The organism is Priestia flexa NBRC 15715 (assembly GCF_001591565.1).
GTDB classification, from domain to species: Bacteria; Bacillota; Bacilli; order Bacillales; family Bacillaceae_H; genus Priestia; species Priestia flexa.
Window position 1 is genome coordinate 1 of record NZ_BCVD01000030.1, and the last position, 14151, is coordinate 14151.

Annotated in this window: 16 protein-coding genes; 15 read left to right on the forward strand and 1 reads right to left on the reverse strand. The window is 37.2% G+C overall.

The annotated features are described in order from the left end of the window. On the reverse strand, positions 1-422 hold a 422-nt coding region (locus BFL01S_RS07260), incomplete at its 3' end, for a DUF3920 family protein (protein WP_235859208.1). Positions 423-810: 388 nt separating this feature from the next. Between BFL01S_RS07260 and gatC the strand changes: the two genes are divergently transcribed. The 15 genes from gatC to BFL01S_RS07335 all read left to right on the forward strand — a co-directional run bounded on the left by gatC (position 811) and on the right by BFL01S_RS07335 (position 14139). Continuing rightward, positions 811-1101 (forward strand): Asp-tRNA(Asn)/Glu-tRNA(Gln) amidotransferase subunit GatC, encoded by a 291-nt coding sequence (gene gatC / locus BFL01S_RS07265; RefSeq protein ID WP_025910462.1) that lies wholly within the window; start codon positions 811-813, stop codon positions 1099-1101. Positions 1102-1117: 16 nt separating this feature from the next. Then, the gene (gene gatA / locus BFL01S_RS07270) at positions 1118-2575 is read left to right on the forward strand and encodes an Asp-tRNA(Asn)/Glu-tRNA(Gln) amidotransferase subunit GatA (protein ID WP_025910461.1); all 1458 of its coding nucleotides are present in this window, start codon (positions 1118-1120) and stop codon (positions 2573-2575) included. Positions 2576-2589: 14 nt separating this feature from the next. Further along, the gene (gene gatB, locus BFL01S_RS07275) at positions 2590-4020 is read left to right on the forward strand and encodes an Asp-tRNA(Asn)/Glu-tRNA(Gln) amidotransferase subunit GatB (RefSeq protein WP_025910460.1); all 1431 of its coding nucleotides are present in this window, start codon (positions 2590-2592) and stop codon (positions 4018-4020) included. A 169-nt stretch (positions 4021-4189) separates the two neighbouring features. Further along, positions 4190-5122 carry a diacylglycerol kinase gene (locus tag BFL01S_RS07280; protein WP_061785313.1) on the forward strand — a complete coding sequence of 311 codons (933 nt, stop codon included), beginning with the start codon at positions 4190-4192 and terminating at the stop codon, positions 5120-5122. Between the two features lie 94 nt (positions 5123-5216). Further along, positions 5217-6596 carry a 23S rRNA (uracil(1939)-C(5))-methyltransferase RlmD gene (gene rlmD, locus BFL01S_RS07285; protein WP_061785314.1) on the forward strand — a complete coding sequence of 460 codons (1380 nt, stop codon included), beginning with the start codon at positions 5217-5219 and terminating at the stop codon, positions 6594-6596. A gap of 231 nt (positions 6597-6827) precedes the next feature. Continuing rightward, positions 6828-7373, forward strand: coding sequence for an MT-A70 family methyltransferase (locus BFL01S_RS07290; RefSeq protein ID WP_061785315.1), 546 nt, complete (start codon positions 6828-6830; stop codon positions 7371-7373). 63 nt (positions 7374-7436) lie between these two features. Then, complete coding sequence (locus BFL01S_RS07295; protein ID WP_439950863.1) at positions 7437-7631, forward strand: hypothetical protein; 195 nt, start codon at positions 7437-7439, stop codon at positions 7629-7631. A gap of 101 nt (positions 7632-7732) precedes the next feature. After that, a complete protein-coding gene (locus tag BFL01S_RS07300) occupies positions 7733-8047 on the forward strand; it encodes a YdcP family protein (protein WP_033826676.1) in 315 nt (104 codons plus the stop codon). A 13-nt stretch (positions 8048-8060) separates the two neighbouring features. Beyond that, on the forward strand, positions 8061-8441 hold the full coding sequence (locus BFL01S_RS07305) for a YdcP family protein (RefSeq protein ID WP_061785316.1): 381 nt from the start codon (positions 8061-8063) through the stop codon (positions 8439-8441). Next, on the forward strand, positions 8441-9781 hold the full coding sequence (locus BFL01S_RS07310) for an FtsK/SpoIIIE domain-containing protein (protein WP_061785317.1): 1341 nt from the start codon (positions 8441-8443) through the stop codon (positions 9779-9781). The genes BFL01S_RS07305 and BFL01S_RS07310 overlap by 1 nt, the downstream gene beginning before the upstream one ends. Positions 9782-10008: 227 nt before the next feature. Then, entirely contained in the window at positions 10009-11193 is a 1185-nt protein-coding gene (mobT, locus tag BFL01S_RS07315) for a MobT family relaxase (protein WP_061785318.1), read from the forward strand. A 128-nt stretch (positions 11194-11321) separates the two neighbouring features. Beyond that, the gene (locus BFL01S_RS07320; RefSeq protein ID WP_061785319.1) at positions 11322-11543 is read left to right on the forward strand and encodes a hypothetical protein; all 222 of its coding nucleotides are present in this window, start codon (positions 11322-11324) and stop codon (positions 11541-11543) included. Positions 11544-11709: 166 nt separating this feature from the next. Further along, complete coding sequence (locus BFL01S_RS07325) at positions 11710-12210, forward strand: antirestriction protein ArdA (RefSeq protein ID WP_061785320.1); 501 nt, start codon at positions 11710-11712, stop codon at positions 12208-12210. A gap of 49 nt (positions 12211-12259) precedes the next feature. Then, positions 12260-13024 carry a DUF6414 family protein gene (locus BFL01S_RS07330; RefSeq protein WP_061785321.1) on the forward strand — a complete coding sequence of 255 codons (765 nt, stop codon included), beginning with the start codon at positions 12260-12262 and terminating at the stop codon, positions 13022-13024. Between the two features lie 2 nt (positions 13025-13026). Next, positions 13027-14139, forward strand: a complete 1113-nt coding sequence (locus BFL01S_RS07335) for an AAA family ATPase (RefSeq protein ID WP_061785322.1) — start codon at positions 13027-13029, stop codon at positions 14137-14139. Positions 14140-14151: the final 12 nt, after the last annotated feature.

Here is a 14151-nt window from a genome sequence, read left to right on the forward strand (position 1 = left end):
CATTGTGAGAAAAAAGGTGTGTCTTGGTGAGATTTCATGAATTTTTGCAGGTGACTCTTAGCATATTGAAATGCATCCTTTTCAGTTTTTCGCTCTTCATATGGCAACTTTTTATCAAATTCAAACTGCTTTTTAAAAAAAGGAATATCTTCTTGCATCACATGACGCAATTCATGAAAGATTATTTCAATCAAAGGTAAGTACTCCTCAAAATTAAATATAAAAATGATGCCAACTTCCCTCCAATAAACGGCGGATGCATATTGAAGGAATTCTGCCTCTTCTTCTCCAAGTTCAGAAACAATCTTATTGGCTTCACAAGAGTCACAAAACACAACTGGGGTTGTGAACTTTCGGTTAAGACATGAGAATACTTCTTTTTGCAGGCTGTGCAAGTCAAATGAAAATTCTTCATCTAGCACAAACCAGTTTTGACACTCTTGGTAGACAGGACGCTTATGAATAGTCGAGTAAATGAGTAATGGATTCATGGTATGTTCACACTCCTTACTAGCAGTCATATTCATTTTCGACCTTTTTATTTACCTCTATACTTCTGATTAAGAAACTTATGAAGAGGTTATTAATATATATGTCAACGAGCTATTCATTTAGAAGAAAAGGAATAAAAACTCTAAATAAGTCCAGGAGAAAAATCCCTTTTCTAGAGGAATATAGAGTGTAACCCCTATCATTTTAAAAGGAAGATTTTATATTTATGGAACTGCTCTCAGAAATGTTGCTTGATGCTAGTGAAGTTTGGTATTATCAGTATATTGTAGTGGGACGAATATTCGGAGGTGAACGAACATGTCAAGAATTTCTGTTGAACAAGTAAAACATGTTGCACATTTAGCTAGATTAGCTGTAACAGATGAAGAAGCAGCTCTATTTACGAAGCAATTAGATGCAATCATTACATACGCTGAGCAGTTAGATGAATTGGATACTACAAACGTAAAACCAACTTCACACGTACTAGACGTGAAAAACGTAATGCGTGAGGACAAGCCAGCAAAAGGATTACCTGTTGAAGATGTAATGAAAAACGCGCCAGACCATAAAGATGGATACGTCCGCGTACCAACTATTTTAGAATAAGAAAGGAGGCTTTACGATGTCATTATTTGATCGTAAACTTTCAGAATTACATAAGCTTCTTCATAGCAAAGAAGTAAGTGTACAAGACCTAGTAGAAGAATCGTATAAGCGTATTAACGCAGTAGATGATAAAGTGGGTGCTTTCCTAGCACTAAACGAGGATAACGCTCGTGCTTACGCAAAACAACTAGACGAAGCGCTACAAACGAAAGATGAGTTTGGTTTGTTATTTGGTATGCCTATCGGTGTGAAAGATAACATCGTAACAAAAGACTTACGCACAACGTGCTCCAGTAAAATTCTAGCAAACTTTGATCCAATCTATGACGCAACAGTTGTTCAAAAGCTACAATCAGCTGAAGCAGTAACGATTGGTAAATTAAATATGGATGAGTTCGCAATGGGTTCTTCAACTGAAAACTCTGGCCTACAATTAACTCGTAACCCGTGGAATTTAGATTATGTACCGGGTGGATCTAGCGGTGGTTCAGCAGCAGCTGTTGCAGCTGGCGAAGTACCATTCTCACTAGGTTCTGATACGGGTGGTTCAATCCGTCAACCAGCGGCTTATTGTGGTGTTGTTGGATTAAAACCTACATACGGACGCGTGTCTCGTTACGGTCTTGTTGCATTTGCATCTTCTTTAGATCAAATCGGACCAATCACAAACTCAGTTGAAGATAATGCGTATTTACTTCAAGCGATTTCAGGCGTTGACCCAATGGATTCAACTTCTGCAAATGTAGATGTTCCAGACTATGTATCTGCTTTAACTGGCGATATTAAAGGCCTTAAAATTGCTGTACCAAAAGAATATCTAGGTGAAGGTGTTGGAGAAGAAGCTCGTCAATCTGTACTGGATGCATTAAAAGTATTAGAAAGCCTTGGCGCAACTTGGGAAGAGGTTTCATTACCACACTCTAAGTATGCCTTAGCAACATACTACTTACTGTCTTCTTCAGAAGCTTCTGCAAACTTATCTCGCTTTGACGGTGTACGTTATGGATACCGCACAGATAATGCTGAAAACTTACTTGAAATGTACAAGCAAACGCGTAGCGAAGGCTTTGGTAACGAAGTGAAGCGCCGTATCATGCTTGGTACATTTGCGTTAAGCTCAGGTTATTATGATGCTTATTATAAAAAAGCACAGCAAGTACGTACGCTTATTAAGGAAGATTTCGAATCTGTATTTGAAAACTATGACGTTATCATTGGTCCTACAACGCCAACACCAGCGTTCAAAATTGGTGAAAAGACAGATGATCCGTTAACAATGTATGCAAATGATATTTTAACAATTCCAGTAAACCTTGCAGGCGTACCAGGTATCTCTGTACCTTGTGGCCTTGCGAACGGATTACCATTAGGATTGCAAATTATCGGTAAGCATTTTGATGAAAGCACAATTTATCGCGTCGCTCATGCATTCGAACAAGCAACTGAGCATCACAAAGCGAAACCAGCACTGTAAGGGGTGAGAAGAAGATGAACTTTGAAACGATTATCGGTCTTGAAGTACACGTTGAACTTAAGACAAAATCTAAAATTTTCTCAGCAAGTCCAAACGCGTTCGGAGCAGCGCCAAATGCGAACACAAGCGTTATCGACTTGGGATATCCTGGCGTACTGCCAGTTCTAAATAAAGAAGCGGTTAACTTCGCGATGAAAGCAGCTCTTGCATTAAACTGTGAAATCGCAACAGATACAAAGTTTGACCGTAAAAACTATTTCTATCCGGATAACCCAAAAGCTTATCAAATTTCTCAATTTGATAAACCAATTGGTGAAAACGGTTGGATTGAAGTTGAAGTAAACGGTGAAACAAAGCGTATTCGTATTAACCGACTTCACTTAGAAGAAGATGCGGGTAAATTAACGCATACAGGTGATGGTTACTCTCTAGTAGACTTTAACCGTCAAGGTACGCCTTTAATTGAAATCGTATCAGAAGCAGATATGCGTTCTCCGGAAGAAGCTTACGCATACTTAGAAAAATTAAAATCTATCATCCAATACACAGGCGTATCTGATTGTAAGATGGAGGAAGGTTCACTTCGCTGTGATGCCAATATTTCTCTACGTCCAGTTGGACAAGAGAAGTTCGGTACAAAAACAGAGTTAAAGAACTTAAACTCTTTCAACTTCGTACGTCGAGGTCTTGAGCATGAAGAAAAGCGCCAAGAGAAAGTATTATTAGCTGGTGGAATCATTGAGCAAGAAACACGCCGCTTTGATGAATCAACAGGCGAAACACTCTTAATGCGTGTAAAAGAAGGATCGGATGATTACCGTTACTTCCCAGAGCCAGACCTTGTAGCACTTCATATTGATGATGAGTGGAAAGAGCGCATCCGTGCGTCAATTCCAGAGCTTCCAGATGCTCGTAAGAAACGTTATGTTGAAGAACTTGGGTTACCTGCTTATGATGCAATGGTATTAACGCTAACAAAAGAAATGTCTGATTTCTTTGAAGCAACGATTGAAGCTGGCGGAGACGCGAAGTTATCTTCTAACTGGTTAATGGGTGAAGTATCAGCATACTTAAACTCAAACCAAAAAGAGTTAGCTGATGTAGCATTAACTCCAGAAGGTTTAGCGGGCATGATTAAGTTAATTCAGGAAGGCACAATTTCATCTAAGATTGCGAAAAAAGTCTTCAAAGAGTTAATTGAAAATGGTGGAAGCGCAGAAAAAATCGTAAAAGAAAAAGGCCTTGTGCAAATTTCTGACGATGCAACGCTACGCAAGTTTGTAACGGATGCGTTAGATGCAAATCCTCAATCAATTGAAGATTTCAAAAATGGTAAAGACCGTGCAATTGGATTCTTAGTAGGGCAAATTATGAAAGCGTCAAAAGGTCAAGCCAACCCTCCAATGGTTAACAAAATTTTATTAGAAGAAATTAAAAAGCGCTAATTAGCGACCGTTAATTTCTTTACATCATGTGATGACTGCCCCCTCGTAAAATTGTAGCTGCTATTTTAAGAGGGGGTCTTATTTTGGAATAGAGATTATGCAGATGTATATAATGTAGATATTGAATTGGTTTGGATTTTGATAAATTATCATTATTAGGATGATGAAAATGAAAAGAGCGAGAATCATTTATAACCCGACATCGGGGCGTGAAATTTTTAAAAAGAATTTACCAGAGGTACTTCAAAAGCTAGAGCAAGCTGGTTATGAGACGTCTTGTCATGCAACTACCTGTGCTGGTGATGCGACAGAAGCTGCTAAGGTAGCAGTGGAGCGCAAATTTGATATCGTCATTGCTGCTGGCGGTGATGGAACGATTAATGAAGTTATTAACGGCATTGCTGGACAAGACTATCGACCTCAGCTAGGGATTATTCCAGTAGGAACAACCAATGACTTTGCTCGTGCAATTAACGTTCCTCGTATGATCGAAGGAGCGGTTGATGTTATCATTAACGGTGTCCCAAAAGCGATTGATCTAGGTGCAGTTACCAACGAAGGACAGACGCATCACTTTGTAAATATTGCAGGCGGTGGCCGCTTAACAGAGCTTACGTATGAAGTTCCGAGTAAGTTAAAAACAATGCTGGGTCAGCTTGCTTACTACTTAAAAGGAATGGAAATGCTGCCTTCAATTAAGCCAACCACGGTTGAAATTGAGTATGATGGCAAGTTTTTTAGCGGAGATATTATGATGTTTCTAGTATCTTTAACAAATTCGGTTGGAGGCTTTGAGAAGCTAGCGCCAGATTCCTCTTTAGATGATGGAATGTTTGATTTAATTATTTTGAAAAAAGCTAACTTAGCTGAGTTTATTCGTATTGCTACATTAGCGCTACGCGGAGAGCACATCAATGACCCCCATATTATTTATACAAAAGCAAATCGCGTTAAGATTCATACAAACGATAAGATGCAGCTGAACCTTGATGGGGAATACGGCGGATTATTGCCTGGGGAATTTGTCAATTTATATCGACATGTAGAAGTTTTTGTCCCAAAAGAGACAGCGAAATTAATGGAGAAAAATGAGATCGCCTAACTGCGATCTTTTTTTATGGAAACGACTTTTGTGTAAAGGGAATCGATGTGGTACAATCAGTTCAGCATTTTTAAATACAAAGGATGTACGATAAATGGAAAAGTTAACACCACCAGTTGAAAAAAATGATTATATAGATGTTACGTTTGAAGATTTAACACATGACGGTTCAGGCGTAGCCAAAGTAAACGGCTTTCCAATCTTTGTTCAGAACGCACTGCCTGGCGAAAGCGGCCAAGTGAAAGTAATAAAAGTAAAAAAAGGCTATGCGTTTGGAAAACTTATGAATCACAGTACGGTGAGCGAAGCTCGCGTAGAACCTCCCTGTCCTGTGTATAAGCAGTGCGGAGGCTGTCAGCTTCAGCACGTAAGTTACGAAGGTCAGCTTTCGTTTAAGCAAAAGCAGGTCCAAGGGGTAATGGAAAGAATTGGCCACCTGCCAAACGTGCCGGTGCTACCAACAATGGGTATGACAGATCCTTGGCGCTACCGTAACAAAGCGCAGGTTCCTGTTGCAAATCGAGACGGTGGCTTAGTGGCTGGCTTCTATCAGCAGCGCAGCCATGACATCATTGATATGGACATGTGCCTAATTCAACAGCAAGAAAACGATGATGTTGTTCAAGTTGTTAAAAGCATTCTTGAAAAGTACAATGTTCCCGCTTATCATGAGCAAAAACACAAAGGAACCATTCGCCACATCATGGCTCGCTACGGCTTAACGACGGGAGAAATTATGGTTGTGCTTGTTACTCGCACAAGCGAGCTTCCAAACAAAAAACACATCATTGAAGAAATCGTTAAAGCCGTGCCGAATGTGAAATCAATCGTTCAAAACGTCAATACAAAGCGCACAAACGTTATTCTGGGTGATCAAACAAACGTACTTTGGGGCGAAGAATATATTTATGACTATATCGGTGACGTTAAGTTCGCTATTTCAGCCAAGTCATTTTATCAGGTAAACCCAGAGCAAACGAAAGTACTTTATGACAAAGCGCTTGAGTATGCAGATTTAACAGGAGAAGAAACGGTGATTGATGCATATTGCGGAATTGGGACAATCTCTCTGTTTTTAGCGCAAAAAGCCAAGAAGGTATACGGAGTAGAAATCGTTCCCGAAGCGATTGAAGACGCTAAGCGCAACGCTAAGCTAAACAACATTGATAACGCTGAGTTTGAAGTAGGAGAGGCTGAAGTTGTCATTCCTAACTGGTACAAGCAAGGCATCAAAGCGGATGTCATCGTCGTTGATCCGCCGAGAAAAGGCTGTGACGAAGCATTATTAAAAACAATTCTTAAAATGAAGCCAAAGAAAGTCGTCTACGTATCATGCGGCCCGGCAACGCTGGCGCGTGATCTCAAGATCCTTGAAGAAGGCGGCTATCAAACGGTGGAAGTGCAGCCTGTTGATATGTTTCCGCATACGACGCATGTGGAGTGTGTATCGTTGCTACAACGCCAAACTTTATAGAAATCCTTAGTTTTAAGCACTTTCACAAGCATTTCGTTTTTGTATCAGATGGTGAAAAAACTAGAAATAAGATACTCAAAAATCACATTACTGTTTCGGTGGTAATTAATCTGGGGTGTGGGAACACAAGAAAATAATAATTTTAAATTAAATAGATTCTATTGTCTATAGACGTTCAATTAAAATGAGCGTCTTTTTTTTATGCCTAAAAATTAAGAATAGAGGTGACATATGAAATACAACATTATTTATGCTGATCCACCGTGGCAATATCGACAAAATAAAGGAAGTGGAGTGGCAGAAAATCATTATCGCACAATGAGCTTGAAAGACATTTGTAATCTACCTATTAATACTATCTCTCACAAAGATAGTGTTTTATTTTTGTGGGCAACCTTCCCTATGTTACAAGAGGCGTTAAAAGTTATCGCTGCATGGGGGTTTACGTTCAAAACAGTTGCTTTTGTTTGGGTGAAACAAAATAAATCAGGGAATGGCTTTTTCTTTGGCTTGGGTCACTGGACACGCTCGAATGCTGAAATTTGCTTATTAGCTGTAAAAGGTCGTCCCAAAAGAGTATCGAAGAGGGTTCATCAGTTAATTGTTAGCCCAGTCGAAGGACACAGTAAGAAACCAGACATCGCTAGAGAACAAATTGTAGAACTGATGGGAGATTTACCACGCATTGAATTGTTCGCCAGACAAATTTCTCCAAATTGGGATGTGTGGGGAAATGAAGTGGAAAGTAGTCTTTCTTTAGAAAAGGGTAGCTTATGACAAATTTTAGCGTGTGGTAATTAGCATCCGTCACGCTCTTTTATTGGCAAAACAATGAGGGGAGTGGTTTCTTTGGAAGGAAATGAAGAAAAGGTGATGGAATGGATAGACGATCATTTTGTTTTAAATGAGATTGAGATTGAAGACTTTCCGTTTTTTCCTTACGGGAAATTGATACGTGACAAACAAGGAGAGACGATGGTTGTTTTTTGGTGTGTGATTTATGGACGTGTAGATTATCGTTTTCAAGAAGCGTAAGGAGTGATTACAATAAACATTTCTCGTTCTCCTCCCTTCTTACTTTGATTCCCACATTGATGCATAAGTGAAAATAAAAATAAGAAAAGAGGTAATAGATAATGGAATTGAAACATGTTATTCCAAACATGGAAAAGACTTTTGGAAATTTAGAATACGCAGGAGAAGGGAAAGTCGAACAGCGACGGATCAATGGACGTATGACTACACTGTCTCGCAGATATAACCTATATTCCGATATTCAACGTGCAGATGATATTGAGGTGATTCTCCCACAAGAGGCTGGGGAAAAATTCTTTGAAGCCGAGGAAAATGTCAAGTTGATAAACCCACGTATTACCGCAGAAGGTTATAAAATTGGGGATCGTGGTTTCACAAATTATATCTTACATGCAGATGACATGGTAAAAGCATAAGGAGGAAAAAGAAATGAGATTAGCACAAGGAATTGTAATCGATAAAGAAAAGACATTTGGCTTATTAAAATTTTCTGCATTACGACGCGAAGTGTTTCTTCAAAACGAAGATGGTACAGTATCATCAGAAGTAAAGGAACGCACCTATGATTTAAAGTCTCGTGAACAAGGGCGCATGATTCAAGTGAGTATTCCTGTTTCTGTTCCATTGAAAGAATTTGATTATAATGCGGAAGTAGAGCTTATTAATCCTGTCGCAGATACTGTTGCAAATGCAACATTCCGTGGTGCGGATGTCGATTGGTACATTAAGGCGGATGATTTGGTTTTAAAGGGAAAAGCAGTAACGGAAGGCGGTAATGATTCAAAACCTGCGCCAACTAAGGATAAATAATGAGGAATTTCCGAAGACGAGGGAAACGCATTAAGGAAAAAGATGCTTCTCTCGTATTTCAATTTGTATTCTTTGGATTGTCTAGCGTATGGCTCGTTTCCTTTATCCCTTTTCATCTGTCATTTTTACTCTCTACCACGTGGAAATTGGATGTGTTTCAAGCACACTTTATCAGCACGTATGGATTGGTGACCTTGTTAATAAGCCTAGCTGTAACCGCTGGATGCGCGTATCTCTATTATCGCTATCGATATGACAAAATAAAACAAGTTATTCACCGTCAAAAGCTTGCAAAAATGATTCTGGAAAATGGCTGGTACGAAACGAAACAAGTTACACAAGAGAGCTTCTTTAAGGACATTCCATCCAATAAAACAAAGGAAAAAATCAGTCATTTTCCAAAGATGTATTATCGGTTTGAAAAAGGGTTGCTTTATATTCAAGTAGAAATTACACTCGGAAAATATCAAGAACCACTTTTAAATTTAGAAAAGAAATTAGAAAGTGGCCTGTATTGTGAATTGGTATCAAAAGAGTTACATGATTCCTATGTGGAGTATGTTCTTTTTTATGATATGATTGCGAACCGTATTTCGATTGATGAAGTTGTTGCACAAAATGGACGCTTAAAGCTCATGAAGTCAATGGATTGGGAGTATGATAAGCTTCCCCATATGTTAATTGCTGGTGGAACAGGCGGAGGAAAAAGCTATTTTATTCTTACATTGATTGAAGCGCTACTCAAAACAGATGCAAAATTGTATATTTTAGATCCGAAAAATGCCGATTTAGCCGACTTAGCTACCGTTATGCCTGATGTGTACTACAAAAAGGAAGATATGATAACCTGTATCGATGAGTTTTATGAATCTATGATGGCTCGTAGTGAAGAAATGAAACAGATGCCTAACTATAAGACAGGAGAAAACTATGCTTATTTAGGCTTATCTCCTCACTTTTTAATTTTTGACGAGTACGTGGCATTTATGGAAATGCTTGCTTCTAAGGAAAATACAGCGGTGTTAACCAAGCTAAAACAAATTGTTATGTTAGGACGACAAGCTGGATTTTTCCTTATTCTTGCCTGTCAACGGCCAGATGCAAAATATCTTGGAGATGGGATTCGAGATCAGTTTAATTTTCGGGTTGCTTTAGGTCGTATGAGTGAGCTCGGATATGGAATGATGTTTAGCAGCGACGTGCAAAAACAGTTTTTCTTAAAACAGATTAAAGGTCGTGGCTATGTCGATAAAGGGGATAACGTTATTTCTGAATTTTATACACCGCTTGTCCCAAAAGGACATGATTTTCTAAAAGAAATTGGTAAATTAGAGTCATAAAGGCTGCCCAGCGCTGCGGTGTGCGAAGCGAAAACCGCTGTGCTGGGCGAAGCCTGCGTGGCGATAGCCACGCTTTACCCCCCGTTTCTAACAGGGGGGTAGAAAAACAATAGGAAACTGTTCCAAAAGCCGAACAAAGCTTGATGGCACAACGGTTTGAAGCATATGAAGAAGATGTCAGCTTTTAGACTTTAGTTGACATCTTTTTTTAGTTTGGAGGGATGCGCATGAATCAAGAAACTTGGTATCAACAATTAAGAGAAAAACGAATGGAATACGGTGTATCACAAAATAAATTGGCTGTTCATGTAGGTATTTCAAGACAATATATTAGTGAAATTGAAACAGGAAAAGTGACTCCTACTCAGACATTACAAAATACTTTGTTCAATGTTTTAGAACAGTTTAATCCAGACGCTCCTTTAGAAATCTTGTTTGATTATGTGAGAATTCGCTTTTTAACAACCAATCCAAAGCCTGTCATTGAAGAGATTTTGAAATTGAAAATGGAATACATGTTACATGAAGATTATGCGTTTTATTCTTACCTTGAACAATATGTCTTTGGCGATATTGTGGTGATGGTTTCGCCTGATGAGGACAAAGGTTGTTTACTCGAACTCAAAGGAAAAGGATGTAGGCAATTTGAAAATTTTCTACTAGCCCAACAGCGAACGTGGTTTGATTTTTTTATGGATGTGTTTCGCGTTGGTGGCGTATTTAAACGAATTGACCTTGCGATAAACGATAAGACAGGTATATTGGATATTCCGTTTCTAACTCAAAAATGCCGAAATGAAGAATGTATCTCTGTGTTTCGTAGTTTTAAAAGCTATCGTTCTGGTGAATTGGTACAAAGCGAAGAAAAGCCTGATATGGGCAATACGTTATATATCGGTTCGTTAAAAAGTGATGTATACTTCTGCGCCTATGAGAAGGATTACGAACAATATGTAAAGCACGGCACATCACTGGAAGATACAGACACCAAGAACCGTTTTGAAATTCGTTTAAAGAATGATCGTGCCTATCATGCGGTTGTAGATTTAATGGTGTATGAAGATGCTGGACGAACTGCCTTTTCGATTATTAATCGGTATATTCGTTTTGTCGATAAGGACGAGAAAAAACGTCGTAGTAGTTGGAAAATCAATAAAGAATGGCAACGATTTTTAGATTTAGGTGTAAACAGAAAAATCTCATTAACCACAAAACCTGAACCTTATACGTTCGATAAAACGCTCAGATGGTTAGCTCGACAAGTTGCCCCTATTTGGAAATTAGCGACTAAACTTGATGAAATCAATCAAACGACTGTGATAAAAGATATGTTAGATCGGGCAAAGTTAACCAAGCGTCATCAACAATTGTTGATACAACAGGCGCTTGCGACAGAAGAAGTAATTAAATGATAGATTAGAGAGATTCCATGAAACTATTGAAATTGATTTTGTTTACCGTTATTGGTGGAGTGTTTCTATGGTTTTTCGAATGTATGCGTCAAGTGACAAAGTATTAGAAGATGGAAGGAGAAAGAAAAATGAATTTTGGTCAAAATTTATACAACTGGTTTTTAAGTAATGCACAGTCTTTAGTATTGATGGCAATTGTTGTGATTGGAATTTATTTAGGATTTAAGCGTGAGTTCTCCAAATTGATTGGCTTTTTGATTGTTGCGTTAATTGCGGTGGGATTAGTTTTTAATGCAAGTGGAGTGAAAGATGTATTGTTAAGCCTATTCAATCGAATCATAGGGTCTTAAATTGTACCGTTTTTTTTGTAAAAGATAAGTGGTGTTCTTATGTTTTACAAAAAAATGGTGGACCAAACGGTAGTGCGGTAGGGATAAACAATTCAATTTAGTGTATCAACAGATAAAATGTTGATGCTTTTTTTATGTCTATTTTTAAGAAAAGGAAGTGCATAATATGGAAATGCAAGTTTACATTGCCAACCTCGGAAAATACAATGAGGGAGAATTGGTTGGCGCTTGGTTTACGCCACCTATTGATATAGAAGATATGAAAGAAAAAATCGGTTTAAATGGGGAATATGAAGAATATGCCGTGCACGATTACGAGTTGCCGTTTGAGATTGATGAATATACACCAATCTCTGAAATCAATCGTTTATGTGCCATGGTACAAGAATTAGAAGGCTCTCCGATTTATCATGAACTTTCTGAAATTCAAAGCTACTGGTTTGATAGTTTGGAAGAACTAATGGAACATCAAGACGATATTATTTGTTATGCCGATTGTGAGGATATGGAAGATGTGGCTCGTTATTATGTAGAAGAAACAGGAATGCTTGGTGAAGTACCCGCTAATTTGCAAAATTATATTGATTATCGCGCACTAGGTCGAGATTTAGAGATTAATGGAGAGTTCCTCGTCACTCCACATGGCGTATTTGAGTATATAAAATAACAAGTCCTTGCTATAATTAATCTATTAAATATAGCTAGGAGAATACACTATGTCGAAGAAATCGAAAGAGAAGTTCGGGAAAATTGTATATTTTGATGAGCAAGCAGCTGTAGATTTATTGGAGTTAGAAAAAGAAGGTATGGAATCTGTAGTAATCAAAAAACTAAATGAGACAGCAGCTCAAGTGGAAGCAGGAGCATCTGTAAATAAGGGTATATTTAATTTTGCTAGATTAAAACTATCTGGAAATGCTTCCCATCAGAAAAACAATATTATTGAAACTCAAATTACTAGTACTTTAATTAGTAGCTTTATGGATATAATCAAAACTAATCAAAAAATTACTAAATTAGAGAATCATCAACTTATTATACCTAAGGATTCTTCTGCATATTTTAGGAATTTAGTCCCTATACTGCATATGATTGATGATATTAATAAATTAAATACTTTAAGCGCTGAAGATAAAGAAAACTTCAGCGGTATCAATATTAAAGGAATTGAGGATACCCTAGATTCACTTTCAGGATATTACGATCTTCTTTGTATATGTAAAAATGGCAAGAAAAAAATCGTAAGGTTTAATATTGCAGGATTACGAAATAATTATAATTTAAATGACTTAACCAAAATGGACTTAACATTATTTGGAGTTAAGGTAGGCGAATCATTAGATACCAACCTAGAATTTGAACACCAAATTGATAATATGACGACCCCACATAATACCACAAAAACAGGATTAGACTTTGATGAAGAACAAACTACGCAAATTACTTACGAAATAATAGATGTTATTTTAGCAGGAGTATAAAAATGAATATTGAAATTTATTATGAACCAAGAACAAAATTCAACAAGAGAATACAACCAATCGAACATAAAATATTTTTCAGTCGAATTATTCGTAATTGGACTAAGGATATAACGCTAGAATCTGTGATATCAAATTTAGATGAAGATTTTGAAACGTGTGTTATTACCCTAGAAGATTGCTCAGGAATCAACTCACATGTATTTGAAAACATCGATAATATAGTATCGATATTTGAAAGTTATTCCAGTATAAACACCTTAATAATCAATAATCCACCAAAGTTTTTTTATGACAAATTGAAGCAAATGGAAGGAACTGTCAAGGAAAAGAATTATAGTTATCCTAAAATTAATGCAACCCAAATAGGAAAAGTACAACAAGGATTTGATTCAAATATAATTGGCCAAACTATTGCAAAAAAGGCAATATGCCGGAAATTGATAGCACAAATGATTAGACCAACAAAAAAGCCGTTGGTACTAATGTTCTATGGAAATCCTGGAATTGGTAAAACAGAAACTGCAAAATATTTATCTACCACCTTATATACAAAAGGAACACTTTTACGTGAACAAATGACGATGGTAGGCGGAGATTCAAGTGTTAGGTTTTTCAAATCTACTTCCCATAGTGAAGATTCTTTTTCAAAGCATCTGCTCAATAGAACTTCTAACGTTATATTATTAGATGAGTTTGCACTAGCACCTCCCTTTTTTCAAACTACATTTTTTCAAATGTTTGACGAAGGAATTTATTCTGATCAAAATTTTACTGTAGATGTTAGTAACTCTATAATAATCTGTACTTCAAATTTACAGTCTATACAAGATATGGAGAAAAATATAGATAATGCATTATTAAGTAGATTTGATGGGTTTATTCACTTTACTGATTTTACAGATGAAGATAAAAAGAAAATTGCAGAGAGAATGATTAACGAGTTTATCAATCCCAAAAACATGAAAAAACAATTTATTGAAAAATTAGATCAAACATTGATAATGCAAAAAATAGAGAAGGCGTTACCTCAATTAACTAATGTAAGAAATATTAGAAAGTATACGGAAGATGTAATTGCAGACACACTAATGAATGACTTATTGGACAATTAAAAAATTTAGCAG

Excerpts from the sequence above, each read along its gene's own strand:
- gatC (WP_025910462.1), top strand. The coding sequence starts at position 811 with ATGTCAAGAATTTCTGTTGAACAAGTAAAACATGTTGCACATTTAGCT.
- gatA (WP_025910461.1), top strand. The coding sequence starts at position 1,118 with ATGTCATTATTTGATCGTAAACTTTCAGAATTACATAAGCTTCTTCAT.
- gatB (WP_025910460.1), top strand. The coding sequence starts at position 2,590 with ATGAACTTTGAAACGATTATCGGTCTTGAAGTACACGTTGAACTTAAG.
- BFL01S_RS07280 (WP_061785313.1), top strand. The coding sequence starts at position 4,190 with ATGAAAAGAGCGAGAATCATTTATAACCCGACATCGGGGCGTGAAATT.
- rlmD (WP_061785314.1), top strand. The coding sequence starts at position 5,217 with ATGGAAAAGTTAACACCACCAGTTGAAAAAAATGATTATATAGATGTT.
- BFL01S_RS07290 (WP_061785315.1), top strand. The coding sequence starts at position 6,828 with ATGAAATACAACATTATTTATGCTGATCCACCGTGGCAATATCGACAA.
- BFL01S_RS07300 (WP_033826676.1), top strand. The coding sequence starts at position 7,733 with ATGGAATTGAAACATGTTATTCCAAACATGGAAAAGACTTTTGGAAAT.
- BFL01S_RS07305 (WP_061785316.1), top strand. The coding sequence starts at position 8,061 with ATGAGATTAGCACAAGGAATTGTAATCGATAAAGAAAAGACATTTGGC.
- BFL01S_RS07310 (WP_061785317.1), top strand. The coding sequence starts at position 8,441 with ATGAGGAATTTCCGAAGACGAGGGAAACGCATTAAGGAAAAAGATGCT.
- mobT (WP_061785318.1), top strand. The coding sequence starts at position 10,009 with ATGAATCAAGAAACTTGGTATCAACAATTAAGAGAAAAACGAATGGAA.
- BFL01S_RS07320 (WP_061785319.1), top strand. The coding sequence starts at position 11,322 with ATGAATTTTGGTCAAAATTTATACAACTGGTTTTTAAGTAATGCACAG.
- BFL01S_RS07325 (WP_061785320.1), top strand. The coding sequence starts at position 11,710 with ATGGAAATGCAAGTTTACATTGCCAACCTCGGAAAATACAATGAGGGA.
- BFL01S_RS07330 (WP_061785321.1), top strand. The coding sequence starts at position 12,260 with ATGTCGAAGAAATCGAAAGAGAAGTTCGGGAAAATTGTATATTTTGAT.
- BFL01S_RS07335 (WP_061785322.1), top strand. The coding sequence starts at position 13,027 with ATGAATATTGAAATTTATTATGAACCAAGAACAAAATTCAACAAGAGA.